Annotated in this window: 18 protein-coding genes and 1 other RNA gene; 6 read left to right on the top strand and 13 right to left on the bottom strand. The window is 63.9% G+C overall.

Annotated features, from left to right (window positions below; all coding sequences use genetic code 11):
• The first annotated feature begins 2 nt into the window (after nucleotides 1-2).
• On the top strand, nucleotides 3-698 hold the full coding sequence (locus IPJ87_08305) for a DUF4294 domain-containing protein (protein MBK7941862.1): 696 nt from the start codon (nucleotides 3-5) through the stop codon (nucleotides 696-698).
• 24 nt (nucleotides 699-722) lie between these two features.
• Here IPJ87_08305 and IPJ87_08300 read toward each other — a convergent pair whose 3' ends face one another.
• The 6 genes from IPJ87_08300 to IPJ87_08275 are packed head-to-tail and all read right to left on the bottom strand — an operon-like array spanning nucleotide 723 to nucleotide 6227.
• Complete coding sequence (locus tag IPJ87_08300; protein ID MBK7941861.1) at nucleotides 723-1220, bottom strand: GNAT family N-acetyltransferase; 498 nt, start codon at nucleotides 1218-1220, stop codon at nucleotides 723-725.
• Between the two features lie 5 nt (nucleotides 1221-1225).
• Nucleotides 1226-1909: a hypothetical protein gene (locus IPJ87_08295; GenBank protein ID MBK7941860.1), complete on the bottom strand. Its 684-nt coding sequence runs from the start codon at nucleotides 1907-1909 to the stop codon at nucleotides 1226-1228.
• A 47-nt stretch (nucleotides 1910-1956) separates the two neighbouring features.
• The gene (locus IPJ87_08290; GenBank protein ID MBK7941859.1) at nucleotides 1957-2847 is read right to left on the bottom strand and encodes a 3-hydroxybutyryl-CoA dehydrogenase; all 891 of its coding nucleotides are present in this window, start codon (nucleotides 2845-2847) and stop codon (nucleotides 1957-1959) included.
• Nucleotides 2848-2895: 48 nt separating this feature from the next.
• The gene (locus tag IPJ87_08285; GenBank protein ID MBK7941858.1) at nucleotides 2896-4311 is read right to left on the bottom strand and encodes a sugar transferase; all 1416 of its coding nucleotides are present in this window, start codon (nucleotides 4309-4311) and stop codon (nucleotides 2896-2898) included.
• Nucleotides 4312-4320: 9 nt separating this feature from the next.
• Nucleotides 4321-5178 carry a hypothetical protein gene (locus IPJ87_08280; GenBank protein ID MBK7941857.1) on the bottom strand — a complete coding sequence of 286 codons (858 nt, stop codon included), beginning with the start codon at nucleotides 5176-5178 and terminating at the stop codon, nucleotides 4321-4323.
• Between the two features lie 11 nt (nucleotides 5179-5189).
• A complete protein-coding gene (locus IPJ87_08275) occupies nucleotides 5190-6227 on the bottom strand; it encodes a Gfo/Idh/MocA family oxidoreductase (GenBank protein MBK7941856.1) in 1038 nt (345 codons plus the stop codon).
• A gap of 66 nt (nucleotides 6228-6293) precedes the next feature.
• Between IPJ87_08275 and IPJ87_08270 the strand changes: the two genes are divergently transcribed.
• From IPJ87_08270 to IPJ87_08260, 3 genes are all read left to right on the top strand, one after another.
• Nucleotides 6294-6947: a protein-L-isoaspartate(D-aspartate) O-methyltransferase gene (locus tag IPJ87_08270; GenBank protein MBK7941855.1), complete on the top strand. Its 654-nt coding sequence runs from the start codon at nucleotides 6294-6296 to the stop codon at nucleotides 6945-6947.
• Nucleotides 6948-7192: 245 nt separating this feature from the next.
• A complete protein-coding gene (locus IPJ87_08265; GenBank protein MBK7941854.1) occupies nucleotides 7193-8041 on the top strand; it encodes a hypothetical protein in 849 nt (282 codons plus the stop codon).
• Nucleotides 8042-8113: 72 nt separating this feature from the next.
• Nucleotides 8114-9643, top strand: a complete 1530-nt coding sequence (locus IPJ87_08260; protein MBK7941853.1) for an NAD(P)H-hydrate dehydratase — start codon at nucleotides 8114-8116, stop codon at nucleotides 9641-9643.
• Between the two features lie 401 nt (nucleotides 9644-10044).
• Here the strand turns inward: IPJ87_08260 and IPJ87_08255 are convergent, their stop codons facing one another.
• The 4 genes from IPJ87_08255 to ffs all read right to left on the bottom strand — a co-directional run bounded on the left by IPJ87_08255 (nucleotide 10045) and on the right by ffs (nucleotide 12380).
• On the bottom strand, nucleotides 10045-10671 hold the full coding sequence (locus tag IPJ87_08255) for a threonylcarbamoyl-AMP synthase (protein ID MBK7941852.1): 627 nt from the start codon (nucleotides 10669-10671) through the stop codon (nucleotides 10045-10047).
• On the bottom strand, nucleotides 10668-11330 hold the full coding sequence (gene fsa, locus IPJ87_08250; GenBank protein MBK7941851.1) for a fructose-6-phosphate aldolase: 663 nt from the start codon (nucleotides 11328-11330) through the stop codon (nucleotides 10668-10670). The genes IPJ87_08255 and fsa overlap by 4 nt, the downstream gene beginning before the upstream one ends.
• Before the next feature lie 90 nt (nucleotides 11331-11420).
• Complete coding sequence (locus tag IPJ87_08245) at nucleotides 11421-12230, bottom strand: SDR family oxidoreductase (GenBank protein ID MBK7941850.1); 810 nt, start codon at nucleotides 12228-12230, stop codon at nucleotides 11421-11423.
• 57 nt (nucleotides 12231-12287) lie between these two features.
• An RNA gene (ffs, locus tag IPJ87_08240) (signal recognition particle sRNA small type) lies at nucleotides 12288-12380 on the bottom strand.
• A gap of 57 nt (nucleotides 12381-12437) precedes the next feature.
• Here ffs and IPJ87_08235 point away from each other — a divergent pair.
• Nucleotides 12438-13391, top strand: coding sequence for a glycosyltransferase family 2 protein (locus tag IPJ87_08235; protein MBK7941849.1), 954 nt, complete (start codon nucleotides 12438-12440; stop codon nucleotides 13389-13391).
• Between the two features lie 26 nt (nucleotides 13392-13417).
• Entirely contained in the window at nucleotides 13418-14836 is a 1419-nt protein-coding gene (locus IPJ87_08230) for a hypothetical protein (protein ID MBK7941848.1), read from the top strand.
• Here the strand turns inward: IPJ87_08230 and IPJ87_08225 are convergent.
• The 3 genes from IPJ87_08225 to IPJ87_08215 all read right to left on the bottom strand — a co-directional run bounded on the left by IPJ87_08225 (nucleotide 14805) and on the right by IPJ87_08215 (nucleotide 18413).
• Nucleotides 14805-16502 (bottom strand): L,D-transpeptidase family protein, encoded by a 1698-nt coding sequence (locus IPJ87_08225; GenBank protein ID MBK7941847.1) that lies wholly within the window; start codon nucleotides 16500-16502, stop codon nucleotides 14805-14807. The genes IPJ87_08230 and IPJ87_08225 overlap by 32 nt on opposite strands.
• Nucleotides 16499-17071: a murein L,D-transpeptidase catalytic domain family protein gene (locus tag IPJ87_08220; GenBank protein ID MBK7941846.1), complete on the bottom strand. Its 573-nt coding sequence runs from the start codon at nucleotides 17069-17071 to the stop codon at nucleotides 16499-16501. The genes IPJ87_08225 and IPJ87_08220 overlap by 4 nt, the downstream gene beginning before the upstream one ends.
• Nucleotides 17072-17276: 205 nt before the next feature.
• Nucleotides 17277-18413 (bottom strand): glycosyltransferase, encoded by a 1137-nt coding sequence (locus IPJ87_08215; GenBank protein ID MBK7941845.1) that lies wholly within the window; start codon nucleotides 18411-18413, stop codon nucleotides 17277-17279.
• Nucleotides 18414-18422: the final 9 nt, after the last annotated feature.

Here is an 18422-nt window from a genome sequence, read left to right as displayed (position 1 = left end):
CCATGGCTCGATCGCTCGCGCTCGCCCTGCTTCTGCTGACCTGGTGGTCGCCTCTGGCCGCCCAGGAGGGTTCCCCGTATCCGTTCATCACCCTTCGGGTGGAGAACGGGGATACCGTGCCTACCATCCTGCTGCCCGAGAAACGTGTCGAAGGCTTCACCAGCGCGAAGGCACGACGGCAGGCCGCGCGCTACGACCGGCTGGTGCGCAACGTGGTGAAGGTGTATCCCTATGCACGCGTCAGCGCCGAGCTGCTGGAGCAATATGGCTACGAGTCGTCCGCGCTGAAGAGCGACAGGGACCGCGATCTGTACATGAAAATGGCGGAGGCCGAGCTGCGGGCGGAGTTCGAGGCGGAGATCACCGACCTCACCATCACGCAGGGGGGCATCCTCATCAAGCTCATCGACCGCGAGACCGGCAGCACCGGCTATGAGCTGGTGAAGCGGTTGCGCGGGAGCTTCCAGGCCTTCATCTGGCAGGGTGTGGCGAAGCTCTTCGGCAACGACCTGAAGGACGACTACGATGCGTTGGGCGAGGATGCCCTGATCGAACAGATCGTTCACCGCATCCAGGCCGGCGAGCTGGCGGTGGCCGCCCGGGAGGCGCGCACCCCCAAGGCCACCGCGCGGCTGGAGAAACGCAAGGCGCGGTTGTTCAAGCGGTACGGACTGACGGCCTCGGACCTGGTGCATTGACCGGTCGTCCAGAGCCGGTGCTCCTCATGGTCGGAACCGGCGCACCATCACGTGGTCGTCCATCACGAAGCCGCCACCGATGTCGAGCACCTCGTCCCGTTCGATCGTGAAGCCGTGTCGGGCGTAGAACTCCTTCGCGGGGTTCTGCTTGTTCACGTTCAGTTCCACGGCGGTATCCCCGGCCTTCATGGCCTCGATCAATACCGCTTCCAGCAGGACATGTCCCACGCCGGCGCCCTTCACCGCGGGCAGCACGTACAGTTTGTGCAACCGTGACCGGCCGGGGGCATACCGATGCTCGAAGCCCGCGAACCCGACGGGCGTGCCCGCCTGCTCCGCGATGAGGAAGCGGTGCCCCTTCGGGCCGAACTGCTCCTCGAGCGCGGGGGTGCCGTACATGCGGTCAAGCATGTAGGCGATCTGCGCCGGGCTGATGATGCCCGAGTACGCCACCGGCCATGCGGCGTGCGCGATGGCTTGGATCAGCGGGATGTCGGCTGCAGTGGCCGGACGGATCCTCACGGAGCTCAGAGACGGAACATGCATCCCAAGGTGAGACCGCCGGTGTAAAGGCGATCCGATATGGGTGTGTCGCTTAACACCATCGCCTGATACCGGGCTTGTGGCGCCAAGCGCAGTTCCCAACGCCGGCCCATGTGGTAGTGCAGGTTCAGTTCCCCAACAGCGGAGATCGTCATCCTTCGAAGCTCTTCGTATGGAGCGCTGTTTCGTTCCAGGTCCTCCAAGCCATCAGGCCCGAACAACTCGATGACGGTATAGGCATCGAGCAAGAGATCACCGGCAACGCCCAACGCCGGCTCGAACTGGAACCGGCCACTTCCGATGCGATAGCGCACAAGCAGGGGCAGGCTCATGTACTGGTAGTGGTAGTTGATTCGGCCGGACTCCGCGAGCGTCGGGTCCACTTCTTCCGGATCCACTGAAACGACGGGCATTCTGTCCGTCCGGTATCCAAGGTCGAGGAATTGCGGTCCCGAGGCCAGGGACCAATGCGGGCTCAGGTCGAAGGTCACATCAACTCCGCCGCCGAATACAGGCGCGGGCTCCTCCAGGTCATCCCGAAGGGCGATGAGCGTACCGTTGTAGGTGCTGCTCCCATCGCTGACCAATTGCCGATAGCCTGCGCCAACGATGCCTGATGCGCCGATCCGCCACTTCGAGCGCACGATGCTGCTGTCCTGGGCCAGCACTACCGTCGTCAGGAACAAAAGGACGATGGCGGCCCACCTGCGCATGGTCACTTCTTGAACGCCGGTGCCACCACCAAGTCCTTGCTCCCGGCGGTGTACTGGTAGAAGCCCTCGCCGCTCTTCACACCGAGCTTGCCGGCGGTCACCATCTGCACGAGCAGGGGGCAGGGGGCGTACTTGGGGTTGCCGAAGCCCTCGTGCAGCACACGCAGGATCGCCAGGCAGGTGTCGAGCCCGATGAAGTCGGCCAGCTGCAACGGACCCATGGGATGCGCCATGCCCAGCTTCATCACCGTGTCGATCTCGGCCACGCCGCCCACGCCCTGGAAGAGCGTCTCGATGGCCTCGTTGATCATGGGCATCAGGATCCGGTTGCTCACGAATCCGGCGTGGTCGTTCACCTCCACGGGCACCTTGCCGATGGCCGTGCTCAGGTCCATGATCGTTCTGGTGACGGCGTCGGTGGTGGTGTAGCCGCGGATCACCTCCACCAGTTTCATCACGGGCACGGGGTTCATGAAGTGCATGCCGATCACTTCGGCCGGGCGCTGGGTGGCGGCTGCGATGCGCGTGATGCTGATGCTGCTCGTGTTGGTGGCCAGGATGCAGCCTTTGGGGGCGTTCGCATCGATGTCACGGAAGATCTTGAGCTTCAGGTCCACGTTCTCGGTGGCGGCCTCCACCACCAGATCGGCGGTCCTCACCCCCACGGCCATGTCGGTGCTGGTGGCGATGCGGGCCAACGCCGCCTGCTTCCCCTCCTCGGTGAGGGTGCCCTTCGCCACCTGGCGGTCCAGGTTGCGCGCGATCGTGGCCACGGCCTTGTCCAGCCGGTCCTGGGCGATGTCGATGAGGGTGACGTCGTACCCGCCCTGGGCGAACACGTGGGCGATGCCATTGCCCATTTGGCCGGCACCGATGACGGAGATGTTCTTCATGGATAGGGGCGTGAAAATAGGGCGCGGACGGGTCGGGGTGATCCTTGCCTACTTGCCGTCGCCCTTCAACATGATGATGACCGTGTAGGCGAGGATCTTGAGGTCCACGGCCAGGCTCATGTTCTCGATGTACAGGATGTCGTACTTGAGGCGGCGCACCATCTGCTCCACGTTCTCGGCATAGCCGAACTTCACCTGGCCCCAGCTGGTGATGCCCGGGCGCACCTTGTGCAGGTGGCGGTAGTGGGGGGCCACTTCCATGATGCGGTCGATGAAGAACTGCCGTTCGGGGCGCGGCCCCACCAGGCTCATGTCGCCCTTCAGCACGTTCCAGAACTGGGGCAGCTCGTCCAGCCGGGTGCGCCGCAGGAAGCGCCCGATGGGGGTGATGCGCGGGTCGGTGGAGCTGCTGAGCTGCGGACCGGCCTGCTCGGCATCGGCCACCATACTGCGGAACTTGATGATGCGGAACGGTCTGCCGAACCGGCCGACGCGCTCCTGCCGGAAGAAGGTGGGCCCCGGACCGGAGGCGCGCACCAAGGCGGCGATGACCAGTAGCAAGGGTGAGAGCAGGAGCAGCGCCACCCCGCTGAACACAAGGTCGACCAGCCGCTTCAGGGCGAACTGCCAGGCCGGCATGATCTGTGGGTTCACCTCGATCAGCGGCGCCCCGAAGATGCTGGTCATCTTCACGCTCCCCGCCATGATGTCGTACATGTCGGGGATCACTTTGATCCGCACGTTGGTGCCTTCCAGCTCGTTGATGATGCGGCTGATGTGCTCATGCTCACTGCTCTCCACGGCAATGATGGCCTCCTCCACCTGGTTGTCGCCGATCACACGTCGCAGGTCCGTCCATTTTCCGATCCGGGGCAGACCCGTGGACCCCAACTGCTGATCGCCACCGTTCACGCTGACGAAGCCGATGAACCGGTTGCCGGGGCTCTTCGGCATGACCTCGATCTCCTGATGGATGGCCACTGCGCGCTCGTTGCCCCCCACCAGCACCGTGTTGAAGCCGATGCGGCGGTCATGCACCATGCGTACCGTTCGGCTCGTGAGCAGGAACCGAGGCAGGAAGGTCAGCCCGAAATGCAGGCCGAAGAGCACCAGGAAGGAGCGCCACAGGTAGGTTCCGTCCGGTACCTCGTCGTCCAGGAGCAAGGCAAAGAAGATCACGACCACCCCGATCACGCTGATCAGCAGGGTCTGCCCGAGCTCCTTTGTGCGATACCGCCGGTAGATGTCCGAATAGCCGCCGATCATGGTGTACAACCCCAGCCAGAACAAGGGAATGATCATCAGTCCGGTGAGGAAGTTCCGGTCGAGTTCGATGGGGACCGGGTGGCCGAAGGTCAAGGGTTCGAGTACCGTCTTCCGGTACAGGTAGAAGAGCGTCCACGCGGTCGCCGCCGAGAGGATGTCGGAGATCACGTAGCGGATGACCTGGGCGCGTCTGTCCATGCGTTCAGGTCAGCGGTGTACGACCTTGATGTCGTCCAGGTAGATGGTTCCGGAGGTGGCGCCATCCACGAGCTGTACTTCGATGTAGAACCGCTTGTTGGTGATCCCGGGTGCGTTGAACAGGCTGCTCAGGTCCACATAGATCTTGGACCAGGGCATGCCGCCGTCGTCGCGCAGGGTGGGTGCCACATAGAGGTAGGGCAGATCGATGGTGCTTCCCCCGCCGGACGGGTCCATCAGGCCTCCGATCAGGAACCGATGGTCGCTGCGCCGATCGATCTCCAGGAAAACGGCCCCGTTCGGTGTGAACGCATCGCTGCTCACCATGCGCACGTAGGGCTTGTCCTGGTCCACATGGATCAGGCCGGAGCCATTCCCGGTGAGCACCAGGGCCGCGTCGTTCACGAGCACCATGGTGGTGTCGCTTTCGGCGCTCCGGGTGAACTTGAATCCAGGGTCCTCGAAGTCCTCGATCCAGTAAGTGTTCCCACTGAAGTGAACGAACGCCGGGTCGATCCGGACCGTGGACCCTTTTGCCAGAGCCACCGTTCCGGACCAGGTGGCGTAGAACGGATACTGGATGCGATCATCACGCATGCCGTTCCGCGGGATCCCCGCGATGAGCTTGATGGTCACATCACCCTCGCGCAGCACGGGCAGGCGAGAACCCGACTCCCAGACCCCGAGGGCCTCGTCATCCGCGAACACCCACAGGTCGGTGATCCGGTGCGATCCCGTCCCCTCGGTCAGTGGGTCGGCCACCACCGAAACGGTGCCGAGCTGCAGATAGGATGCTTCCTTGTCGCCCTTGGTGCAGGAACACAAAAGCGACAGCGCAGCGACCCCGATCAGGGTGGTGGAACGCATGGACCGACGGTTCATAACGGCGGGGCGGTGGGTTTTGGTATGTGGCCGTCGGGTCCCACCCTCCGGAGGTTCTCGTGCATGCGCTCAAGGATCCGGTGAGCCAGCTCCAAGGCCGCGAAACCATCCTGGATGGTGACGGTGGGGGATGTGCCCGCACGGACCGATGCGGCGAACGACCGCAGCTCTTCCCGGATGGCGTTGATCGAAGGCACTTCGGGTTTCTCGAACTGGATCGCTCGCTTGCCCTTGTCGCCGCCAAGATCGAGCGTGATCGCGAAGGGATCCGGGTCCCCGACCACCGCCTCCATCCGCACGATCTCCGTCTCCTTGGTCAGCATGTCCACGGAGATGTATGCATCCCGTTGGAAGAAGCGCATCTTCCGCATGTTCTTCAAGCTGATCCGACTGGCCGTGAGATTGGCCACACAGCCGTTGGCGAACTCGATCCGTGCGTTGGCGATATCCGGCGAATCGCTCACCACTGCCACACCGCTCGCATGCACTGCTGTCACGGTGGACCTCACGGTGCTCAACACCAGGTCCAGGTCATGCACCATGAGGTCGAGGATCACCGGCACGTCCGTTCCACGGGGATTGAACTGCGCGAGCCGGTGGCCTTCGATGAACAGGGGCTCCTTCAAGCTGGGCACAGCGGCTTGGAACGCCGGATTGAACCGTTCGACGTGGCCCACTTGGACGCAGAGGCCTGTGTCCTCCGCCATGCGGACCAGGTCAAGACCCTCCACCAGCGTGTTGGCCAGGGGCTTCTCGATGAACACATGTCGTCCCCTGGCCATGGCCTGCATGGCACATCCGTGGTGGCTCAAGGTCGGGGTCACCACATCCACCACATCCGCCGCCTCGATCACCGCATCCACTGAACCCAACGCCGGAAGGCCGAACTCGGATCGGATCGCCGTGCATTTGTCCGGGTCCGGGTCATGGAAGCCCACCACCTCGAAGTCGTCCACGGTCAAGGCCTGCTGAAGGTGGATCCGACCGAGATGGCCGGCCCCAAGGACCCCGATGCGCAAACGACCTGCTGACATGGTGACTGTTGAAAGCGGCGCGAAAATAGGCCCCGGCCCCGAGGGGGGGCTGCTACTTTTGCCGCGATGACCCTTCCAAGTGACGATTACAGGTCCCAAGGAGCACGGCGGAAGCTAGTGCAGGAATTGAGGAACAAGGGCATCATCGCGTCGCAGGTCCTTGAAGCAATCGGCCAGGTCCCGCGGCATCTGTTCTTCGAGGATACAGCGCTCAGGCTCCATGCCTATGAGGACAAGCCGTTCCCGATCGGATGTGGCCAGACGATATCGCAACCCTTCACCGTGGCGACCCAGACCCAGCTGCTGGAGGTGCGACGCGGGGACCGCGTTCTGGAAGTGGGCACAGGCAGCGGGTACCAGACCGCTGTGCTCGCTGCGATGGGGGCCAAAGTGTGGAGCATCGAGCGGCACCGACCGTTGTTCCTGTCCACCAGGACCAGGCTGGAGTCCATGGGATACAAGGCGTCGCTGTATCACGGCGACGGCTTCCAAGGATTGCCGACCTATGCTCCTTATGACCGAATCCTGGTCACCTGTGGAGCACCATTCGTGCCCGAACCACTGGTGGAGCAGCTACGCCTCGGTGGTTCCCTGGTCATTCCCGTAGGAGAGGGTCCGGTGCAGCGCATGGTCCGGATCCGACGGCTGGAGGACAATACGCTCAGCCGCGAGGAGCATGGCGACTTCCGGTTCGTACCAATGCTTGCCTACCGCCAGTAGTCGTGGAATGACAGTTCTCCCGGCATGAACTTGGTAGTGTCGGAACCGAGGCTATCTTCGCCCCCGAATTCTACGGTCGAACGTGCGATGAGGCGGACCAAAGCGACGAACGGATCGATGGATCAACAAAAAAGTGTTGATATCCGCACCGATTGTTAATAGCTTTGCCGCGCCTCGGACCTACCTTTGACCGGGAAGGACCGTGAGTATCAACGAGAAGCACACGTAAAACCAAAACGTTCGTCATGAGAAAGACTGTACTGTTCGCTGCAGCGATCTCCGCCGCTACGGCAGTGACCGCCCAAACGGGTGAGATCACCAGCAATCGCGGTGAGAATTGGCTGTCCCAGGATGGTGATTGGGGCCTGACCATCGACGCCACCCCGTTCATCGGCTACGCCGGCAACCTGTTCAACGGCACCTCGGGCAATGCTGTGCCCAGCTGGATCTCCGCCAGCACGTGGGATCCGTACAACTGGGCCGGTGGTGGCGACGAGGGCGCTTTCGGTAGCGTGACCCGTGCCGTGATCGGTGTCAAGAAACTGAAGAACGCGAACACGGCGTTCCGCGGCCGCCTGCGCCTGGGCTTCTACAGCCACAAGGAGACGACCTTGGTCCCGGATGCCGGTTCTACCGATCCGAACGCCACGGTGGAGAACTCCACGAAGTGGGGTGGCAATACGATCCAGATCGGTGTGGGTTTGGAGAAGCGCGTCGGCAGCACCCGCGTGGTGGGTGTCTACGGTGCTGACCTGAACTTCGGCATCGCCGGTCAGAAGAAGAGCTTCGAGTACGGCAACAGTCTGGAGAACACGGGCTCGCGCATCACCGAAGAGAAGCAGGGCGGTGCCCTCATGGTGGGCCTGAACGCCTTCGTGGGCGTGGAGTGGTTCGTCGCTCCCAAAGTGTCCCTGGGCGCTGAGTACGGCTGGGGCCTGATGCTGGCCAGCAAAGGCTTCAACACCACGAGCTGGGACCGCGCCACTGGCGACAACGGACCTGGCGAGATCGAAGGTGGTACGAAGGAGAACGACTTCGGCGTGGACACCAACAACAATGGTGTGTCCATCAACATGAACTTCTACTTCCAGTAAGGAGTCCATCCTGCTGAAGAGGAAGCCCCTGCCGAAAGGCAGGGGCTTCCTCATTTCGGATACCTTTCTGCCATGCTGCCCGTCCTTACCGCCGAGCAGGTCCGACGCGTCGATGCGCTCACGACCGAACGGGAACCAATACGGAGCACGGACCTGATGGAGCGAGCGGCGCTCGCCTTCACGAAGGCCTTCCTCGAAGTCCTTGGGTCCGCTCCCCGTCCCGTTCTGGTCATCTGTGGCCCTGGTAACAACGGTGGCGACGGTCTGGCCATCGCCCGCCACCTGGCGGCCCGGAAGTGGCCGGTGCGGGTTCTCTGTCCCTATGATCCCGTAGGATCATCCCCTGATAATGTACTTAACCTCAAGCGACTAAGGGAGGTCGTCGTGGATGTCCTCTCCGGTCCGGACCGGACGCTGCCTGCGTTCCGGAACGATGAACTGGTGATCGATGCCTTGTTCGGGACCGGCCTCAACAGACCATTGACCGGCCACTACCTCCATCTGGTGCGCGAGCTCAACGCGCGGAAGGGAGCGGTCGTGGCGGTCGACCTTCCGTCCGGCGCCTTCGCAGATGGTGGCCCGGAGGACCGTTCAGCGATCGTGCACGCGCGATGGACGTGCACCTTCCAGGTGCCGAAGCCTTTCATGCTCCTACCCGGATCCATGGGTCATTGCGGCGAATGGCGCGTGGTCGACATCGGCCTCGATCGCGATGCCGTGGCATCGTGCGGAAGCCTGCACTTCCTGTTGGAAGCCACGGATATTGATGCCATCCTGCCTGAGCGCCCTAGAGCCGCGCACAAGGGCAGGTTCGGTCACGCCATGCTCATGGCCGGAGGGACAGGGCATCTCGGCGCAGCGATCATGGCCACGGCCGCAGCCGCTCGCAGCGGGGCAGGACTTGTCACCGTCACCGTTCCCCGGCAGATGGGCATGGCACTGCACAGCGCGGTGCCAGAGGCCATGGTGCTGGAACTCGGGGACGGAGATCACCTCGGAGGCACTCCTCCATCAGGTCGGTGGTCGGCCGTAGGCATCGGACCAGGTATCGGTCTGCACCACGAGACGGCGCTCCTGCTGAAGAACGTTCTGCGCACCACGTCCTGGCCGCTGGTGCTCGATGCAGATGCGCTCAACATTCTGGCGGGGTCGCCGGATCTCTTGGAGTTGCTCCCTCCCGGCTCCGTGCTCACCCCGCATCCTGGAGAAGCGGATCGACTCTTCGGACCGGCCATGGATACCCGGGACCGTATCGCAAAGTCATCCTCCTTCGCACAAAAGCGGCGGGGCGTGGTGGTGCTGAAAGGAGCGAATACGGCCATCTGCCTGGCAGATGGCCGGGTCCTGTATAATGCGACGGGCAACGTCGGCATGGCCAAAGGGGGAACGGGCGATGTGCTGACCGGCCTGATCACCGGGCTCCTCGCACAAGGACTTTCCCCGTCGGACGCCGCCATTGTCGGTGTTTGGATCCACGGTCTGGCCGGTGATATCGCCGCTGAAGAGCGTGGAGCGGACGGGATGACCGCGATGGATGTGGTCGGGGCCCTACCCGATGCCTTCCGCAGGCACCGCGGCGCGACCTTGGTCGACTGCGAGTGAGCTGCTATCGGCGGATCTGTTAGCGGTCTCGTGGAGGGTGAAGGTCCTTATGGCTGTGGTGCGCGGACGAAGCGGCATTGCGTGCCAAGTAGGGAAATCGAACATATGCATGGCCATGCATATATCGACCCGGGTTGAGCTGGTAAATCATTGATAATCAAGCATATAAAACATCATTGATTGGTCAGTCAAGCCTGACTTTACATTAACGTATTGAAAATCAGGGTAATAAATATATGTATGGCCATGCATACGTTTCGTGAACCGCAAAGCAACACTCGGATGATCCAACCACCAGCCTCTTCCAGGATCTTAAGCAGAACGGCTCCAGTTCAGCTTCATCGCTGGGGACAGGGTCCTGGTCCAGGTACCACCGCTGGCATGAATGAACGTTCCGGGGCCTAGATCAGCCCCTCCACTTCGCCCTTTCCCAGCCGAAGCACCACCGGGGTCTCTCCGCTCAGGTCGATCACGGTGCTGCCCACCAGGCCGCCCATTCCCGCATCGATCACCAGGTCCACCTGCGGGCCCAAATGCTCCGCGATCCGCTCAGGATCGGTGGTGTAGTCCACCACGTGGTCCGGATCGTGCACAGAGGCCGCCACCAAGGGGTGGCCCAATTCCTCTACCAAGGCCAACGCCACCGGATGATCCGGAATGCGGAATCCGATCGTCCGCCGGTTCGTTTGAAACAGTTTCGGTGCATCGCCACCGGCCGGAAGGATGAAGGTGTAAGGGCCTGGTAGGGCGCGTTTCAACAGCCTGAACGTGGCGGTATCGATCGGACGGACGAACAATGCGGCCTGCGAGAGGTCCTTGCACACCAACGATAGTTCGGCGCGCTGGGGCTTCACCCCCTTCAGCCGGGCCACGCGTTCCATCGCTGTGGCGTGCTTGGGGCTGCACACGAACGCGTACACCGTGTCCGTTGGACAAACCACCACTGCTCCATCGCGCAGCTTCTCGGCGATAGTGCGCACCTTCCTGGGCTCCGGATCGCGGGGGTGGATCTGAAGCAGCATGATCAGCGCATCGCCTGGGCCTTCCTGTGGTCGGCGAGGAACTTCTCCAGCCCGATCGTGGTCAGCGGGTGGTCGAAAAGGGCCAGAATGGCGCTCAGCGGACAGGTGGCCACATCGGCACCCACCTCGGCGCATTGGACGATGTGCATGGGGTGCCTGATGCTGGCGGCCAGCACCTGTGTGGTCGATCCGTAGTTGTCGAAGATCGTCCTGATCTGCTCGATGAGCTGAATGCCATCCGTGCTCACATCATCCAGTCGACCGATGAAAGGTGATACGTACGTCGCGCCTGCTTTGGCCGCAAGCAACGCCTGGCCTGCGCTGAACACCAGCGTGCAGTTGGTCTTTATCCCCTTGCCGGTGAAGGTCTTGATCGCCTTCACTCCATCGCGCGTCATGGGCACCTTCACGGTGATGTTGGGGTGCAGGGCCGCCAGCCGTTCCCCTTCGGCCAACATGCCGCTCAGGTCCGTGCTGATCACCTCGGCGCTCACATCCCCGTCCACGATCGAGCAGATGTCCACGTAATGCTTGAGCACCTGTTCGTCGCCTGTGATGCCCTCCTTGGCCATCAGGCTCGGGTTGGTCGTCACCCCGTCCAGTACACCCAAGGCGTGGGCCTCCCGGATCTGCGCCAGGCTGGCCGTGTCGATGAAGAATTTCATGCGCCGAAGGTAGACGGACGGGGAACAGCTGGAAGGAGAGGTTCTCCACAGCCGGACCTGGTCCCACGGTGCACGGCGGATCACCGTTCCCTAGCGGTAATGCCGCATCATCAACCGCTCGAAGAGGCGCGAAGGCAGCACCTTTTTCAACAGCACCGACAAGCGTTGGACGCCGTGTGCGGCGAAGTGAACGCCATACGGTGAAGACCGCTGCATGAGCCTGGAGACCTTCACCGCCACCTCGTCAGGGTCGCGGCTGTAATGCAGGCCGCCATCCAGCACCTGCATCACGCGCTGGTAGGCTTCGGCATAGTGGGCGCCGATGGAGGTAGGCCGCGCCCGAGCTGCAGCGATGCCGGTGCGGTATTCACCCGGTTGCAAGGTGACCACGTGCACCCCGAACGGCGCCAGTTCCATCCGTTGAGCCTCCGCATAGCGTTCAAGGGCCGCTTTGCTCGCGCTATAGAAGCCTCGGAACGGCAGGCCGTAGTTGGCCGCGAGGCTCGTGATGTGGATCACCAGCCCCCGCCGGCGGTCGCGCATGCCGGGCAGCACCGCCTGGCATACACGATGCGCACCCATCAGATTGGTGTTCAAGACCTCCAGCGCCAGTTCGGGGGCGATGTCCTCCGCAGGGCCTTGGATACCAAGACCGGCATTGTTCACCACCACGTCGATGCGGCCCGCTTCGCGGAGCACTTGTTCGACCCCTCGTTGAACCGAAGCGGTGTCCGTGATATCCATCGCCACCAGATGATAGCCATGGGGCTGCCGGTCCACCTTCCGCCCTGTACCGTACACGCGATGCCCTTCCGCGGCCAGCCGCGTGCAGATGGCCGCGCCGATGCCGCTGCTGCCGCCGGTGACGAGCACCACCTTCACGAACGCCTGATCGGTCATTTGAGATCGTGCCCCAGGCCGGTCCGATCACCGGCCCGGGCACGCGAATAGGTGGGGCAAGCGACTCCCATCGCACCGCTACGACCGCCTGCCCTTGCTGCCTTCCGGCCCTGGGGGGTTCAGCGGGAGCTGGTCGTGAAAGACTTGCCCCGGGGCAAAGGTAGCGCTCCGTGGCGCACCGGGCGTTTGCGCACCTTTGTGCGCTCCATGGACCTTTCCATCGTCGTTCCCCTTCTCAACGAGCATGAATCGCTGACCCCGTTGGCGGAGCGCTTGCATGCTGTGTTGGGCGCAATGAGCGTGGACTATGAAGTGATCCTGGTGGATGACGGAAGCACGGACGGATCCTGGCAGGTCATTCGGTCGCTCGCTGCGCAGGACAAGAGGGTCAAGGGCATCCGCCTGGGGCGCAATTACGGCAAGAGCCCCGCGCTCAACGAGGGCTTCAAAGCCGCCACCGGCAGGGTGGTGGTCACCATGGATGCCGACCTCCAGGACGATCCCGAGGAAGTGCCGGCCCTCTATGCCATGATCGACAAGGAGGGCTACGACCTGGTGAGCGGATGGAAGAAGGTGCGCCACGACCCCCTCAGCAAGACCATCCCCACCAAGCTGTTCAACTGGGCCACACGCCTGGTGAGCGGGGTGCGCCTGCACGACTTCAACTGCGGGCTGAAGGCCTATCGCGCTCAGGTGGTGAAGTCCATCGAGGTGTATGGCGAGATGCATCGCTACATCCCCTTCATCGCCCAGCGTGAAGGTTTCCCCCGCATCGGCGAGAAGGTCGTGAAGCACCACCCGCGACGCTTCGGTCGTACCAAGTTCGGGCTCGATCGCTTCATCAATGGGTTCCTGGACCTGATGACCATCTGGTTCGTGTTCCGTTTCGGGCGTAAGCCGATGCACTTCTTCGGCGCGTTGGGCACACTGATGTTCGTGCTCGGGTTCACCGCCACGGCCTGGCTCGTTGGCGACAAGATGTGGCACGTGCTCCACCATCAGCCTGCACGCCTGGTGTCCGATAACGCCCTTTTCTATGTGGCGCTGGTGGCCATGGTCATCGGGGTCCAGCTCTTCACGGTGGGCTTCGTGGCCGAACTGGTGGCGCGCAACGCTCCTGAACGCGGGCACCACCGGATCGACGATCGGGTCGGTCTGTGACCGGACATGCCATGTCGTCCGGGTCCATGCGGAGGTTGATCGGCGCTCTCCTCTTCCTTCTTCTGCTCCGGTATGTGCTGCTGGCCTTCGCCTGTGCGCCCTACGGCGACGATTGGGGTTACGCGGCCATGGGTATCCGCAGCGATCCATGGGACCGCTTGGTGCATGAGCATCACACCTGGAACGGCCGCTACTTCAGCAACGCGCTTGTCCTCTACGGACCGCTGACCCTGGGCATCCCGTCCGGCCTTCCGCTGTATCGTCTGGTACCGGTGCTGCTGCTCATCCTCAGCATCGCGGCCACCGCTTGGCTGCTAGCGGCCTTCCCGGGCCATGTGCCCCGGCGTATTGATCGTTGGATGCTGGCACTGGCCTTTGCGCTGCTCCACCTGCATGCCATGCCTCACTTGGGAGAAGGGCTCTACTGGTACACTGGTGCGGTGACCTACCAGGGGGCTTGGGTGTTCGTTCTTGCGCATGTCGGAGCCGTGCTCCGCTTGGTGCGGACGGGCTGGGGATGGTCCAGAGCGGTGATCTCGATCGGTTCGCTGATCGCGGCCGTCGGCAGCAATGAAACGGCCATGGTGCTTCTTGTTGTCGGCCACACGACCTGGATCATCAGCGATGCCACGAACAGGCGTATGCCCCCCGGCTGGCGGTGGATGGTGCTCGCGGCCGCGGTCGGCTGTGGGCTCTTGGTGGCGTTGGCTCCTGGCAATGCCGTCCGCAGCATGCACTTCCCGCAACGCCACGACCTGCTGCTGACGCTCGGCATGGGCGGCGCACAGGCGCTCCGGTTCGCGCTCGTGTGGGTCACCGATCCCGGGGTGTTGGCCGCCCTTCTGTTGGCGTGGGTCGTCGGTCGCTCAGGCACAGGTCCGGGCCGCCTTGTGCGATCGGACCCAGGACCGATGCCATGGCTCGTCGCGGCGGCCATGGCCCTGGCCGTGGGCACCGTGCTGCCTTATTGGAGCATGGGCATGCTGGGGCAGCACCGAACGCTCAATTTCGTGCTGGGGCCCTTCCTCATCGCCCTGCTCGGGGCGGCCCTGGCCCTGGGACATCGCATGCGCGGGCGACGTGTGCCGGCCTGGCTCCTCACGAGGACGACCCGCGGGCTGGCGATGGGAACCGGCTTGGCCGCTTTGCTGCTGTGGGGCAACGACCGTTGGGTGACGCATGATCTCCTGAGCGGCGATGCATCGCGCTTCCGTCGGCATACGGCGGATCTGCACCGCATCCTCACGTTCAGTGCACGGAGCGGGTCGTCCCTGTCGGAGGTCCCGATCTTCGCCGAACCCCTGCGGAGCCTACGCATCCCTGAGCCCACCGCCGACCCGGACGCCTATTGGAACCGCACGCTGGCCGGCTATTTCGGCGGCGATGATTTCCGGGTGGTGGTGGTCGATCCGGCTACGGTCCGGCCTCCACAGCTGTCGCGCTGACCACGTGCTCGTCCGCTGGTGTGGGCTCATTGAAGAGCTCGCGTGCCAGTCGGGCGTCGTGGCCGTAGATGTCGTCGCGGAAGTTCAAGCGTCCGTCCTCGTCGACCCATGCGGTGAAATACCCGATGACCACCGGAAGGCGCGGCCGCACAGGTACGCCCAGTTCGGTCTTTCGGTCCATTGCGGCCTCGATGCGCTCAGCCGTCCAGCTGGTGTCGGTGCGCAACAGGTAGGCCGCCAATCGCCTGGGGTCGCTGAGCCGCACGCAGCCATGGCTCAGGGCGCGGTTCTCCCGCGCGAAGGCCCCCTTGCTGGGGGTGTCGTGCAGGTAGATGCTGTAGGAGTTGGGGAAGAGGAACTTCACCCGCCCGAGCGCATTGCCCGGCCCCGGCTCCTGCACGATCCGTGGAAGTGCGTCTCTGCCGCCCACGCGTTTCATGCCTTTGCGCGCCAGGTAACCCGGGTCCCGTCGCATCGCGGGCAGGACCTCATTGCGCACGATGCTCGTTGGCACTGACCAGGTTGGGCTGAACACGATCCGTGACAAGGAGTCGGTGAAGACCACGGTGCTCGTGGCCTCGGCACCCACCACCACGTCCATGCTCCAGATGGTCCGGCCCCCTTCGTGCACGTGCAAACGGAACTCGGGGATGTTCACCAGCAGCATGTCGGGTGCGGTTCGTTCGGGCACCCACCGCAACCGTTCCATGTTCACCAGCACGGTGCGGATCCGATCCGCCACCCGGGTGTTCAGTTGGGCCATGAACCCCTTGCCGATCACTCCGTCCGGCAGCAGTCCGTTCCGGCCTTGGAAGACCTTCACGGCGGACTCCAGCGTGCTGTCATACAGAGCTGGCTCCTTTGCGGCGCTCAGGTCATACCAGGTGAGGTCGCCCAGGGCCGACAGCCGTTCGCGGATCAGCACCACTGCACTGTCCCGGTCACCAGGCTCGAGCTTGCGCCGCGTGCCGAGGTCGACGCGCGGCAACCGATCCATCCAACGCAGGCCGTACAACGCGGGAAGGTGACGCTTGAGGGCCATGTACTGCGGGTGCAACGGCTCGATGGGTGACAGGTCCATGCGGCCGGCCACCAGGGAGTCCAGCAGCTGCGCCAGGTCCTTCTTGCGGCGCGGGATGAACCAGTCCAGCTCACGGAGGTCGCGCTGCACCAGCCCGCTGTACTTGCTGTCGGCGAAGCGGAAGAACTGCGCTGTGAGCGAGAGCTCCACGTGCCGCATGAAGGTGGGCGTCAGGGGCATGCTGTCCCGCCGGTCGCCGATCCGGTCCACCAGCGCGTGAAGGGCGTCATGCGAGAAGGCCCGTTGGAGCACGCTGTCGTTCGCGGCCACCAGGTTGAGGAAGTTGCCCGCGGCGGACGAGAGGGAGTCGTTGATGAACCAGGCATACTGCCAGTTGCGGCGGCGATAGAACGCGCGGATCGCGGTGGAATCCACCGCGTGCTCAGGATGCGCCAGCAGGAAGCTGTCGAGCTCGACGGCCAGGAGCTGGCGCACGGTGTAGTCCTGGGGCGATTCGAAGACGGCGTTGATGGTGCGTGCCTCCTCCTCGGCGCTCACCGAGGGCACTTGCACCACTTCGCAAGCGCCGCAGCACAGCAGCGCCATGCCGATGACCAGCGAACCTCCGGATCCGGGTGAGATCATCGGGCCGCGGCCAGGGCACCGGCCATCGGGTGGTGCACGTACAGGAGCCCGCCATCCGCGAGCAGACGCACCAGGTCCGACATGGTGTTGCGCGGTACGGCCGGGCACCCCCAGCTGCGGCCCAGGCGGCCATGTTCAGCGATGAAGGCCTCGCTCACGTAATCCGCGCCGTGCATGATGATCTCCCGTTCCAAGGCCCGGTCATTCACCCCCTTGTCCAGTCCATGGAGAAGCAAGGCCTGCCCGTGCTTCGGACTGACGATCTCGGTCCCCACCCGGTACAGGCCCAGGCTGGTGCGGTGCGAGCCCTCCTCGTTGCCGAACACCTCGGCCATCAACTCCCCGGTGCCCTGTCCGTGGGCCACGTAGGTATGCAGCAAGGTGCGGCCTGTGATGAGGTCGATGACGACGAGGCGTTTCTCGGTCGAGGGCCGGGACATGTCGGCGATGGCCAGGACACGCGCGTCCGGGGCCTGGCCGCACGCTTGCTCATAGGCGCTGCGGAAGGCGTCCAAGGCCAGTAGCCCTTCCAGGCCAGAGGACCGGTGAAGCTCCACGACTTCGTCCACCGCATGATGAATGTCGGCACCCGTGCGAGCGGAAGCGGTCTCGGCGGCAGTGGCCGAAGGGAATAACAATGCCAGGACGGCCGGTAGCAGCACCATCGTAATTCCTTGCGGGGTTGAAGGTAAGGACCGCGAACGATCGCCCCGTTCAACGATCGACGGACCGTGTGGTTACGCCGGTCGGTCCCGGCATCGTGATGTCGGCCGCTCAGCGGATAAGCGTGGCCAGCCGCTCCAGCGCTTCGGCGAACGCGTCCCACGCATACTTGCGGCGCTCCTGCCGGATCGCCTGGCGCATGTCCTTCGGTCCGTTGAGGTAGCGCCGCATTCCCTCCACCAGGGCGTCCCCGCCCGTGGCCGGCACCACGTAACCCGTGGCCCCGTCAACGACCACCTCGCCCAAGCCGCCCACATCGCTCACGATGCAGGGCCGCTCGAAGTGATAGGCGATCTGCACGATGCCGGACTGGGTCGCGGTGCGGTAGGGGAGCACCAGCACGTCCGCGGCGCTGAAGTAGGTGGCCACCGCATCGTTGGGGATGTAGTCGCCGAAGTAGTGGATGCGTCCGGCCACCGGGCTCGCCTTCACCAGATCCCTGTACCGCTGCTCATCCTCATAGCACTCCCCAGCGATCACCAGATGCAGGCGGGGGTCCAGCTCGGCCATCGCCGGAAAGGCCTCGATGAGCAGGTCGAGCCCCTTGTACGGACGGATGTACCCGAAGAAGAGCGCGACCACCGCGTCCTCCGGCAGCTTCAACCGGCGGCGTGCCTCCCCCTTGTCCTGCATGGCGCCGAAGTTGTCGTAGATCGGATGGGGCGACCGCACGATCGGCAGCCGTGGGTGGGCGGCGCGAATGTCCTTCTCCACGGCCTCGCTCATCACCAGGCAGCCGTCCACGCGGCGGAAGGCCAGCCACCGCAGAAGGCGCTCCCCCGGCCTGTTCTCGTGCGGGATGAAGTTGTCCACCACATAAACGGCGCGGGTGCGACGGTTGCCCCGGGCCAGCAGCGCGATGGCCCAGAAGCACGGGGCGAAGAAGCTGATCCAGTACTTGAAGAGCAGCACGTCCGGCGCATCCTGGCGGATGGACCGACCGGTGCGCCACCAGCTCCAGGGGCCGATGCTGTCCACCCGCACTTCCGCTGCGATCGGCGCCGCTCCTGCCGCACCACCGGTCTCTTCCTGCGTCTTGCCCGGGAAGAGCAGCTTGGGATACTGGCGGCTGAAGGTGATCGCCCGCACAGTATGGCCCCGGCCCAGCAGCTCGGCCGCGAACCGCTCGTTGAAGTGGGCGATGCCACCGCGGAGCGGAAAGAAGGTGCTGAGGTAGGTGATGCGCATGCGTGGCGC

The organism is Flavobacteriales bacterium (genome assembly GCA_016713875.1).
GTDB lineage: Bacteria > Bacteroidota > Bacteroidia > Flavobacteriales_F > PHOS-HE28 > PHOS-HE28.
Note: the sequence above shows the minus strand (reverse complement) of the source record. Positions and strands in the feature narration are given on the sequence as shown.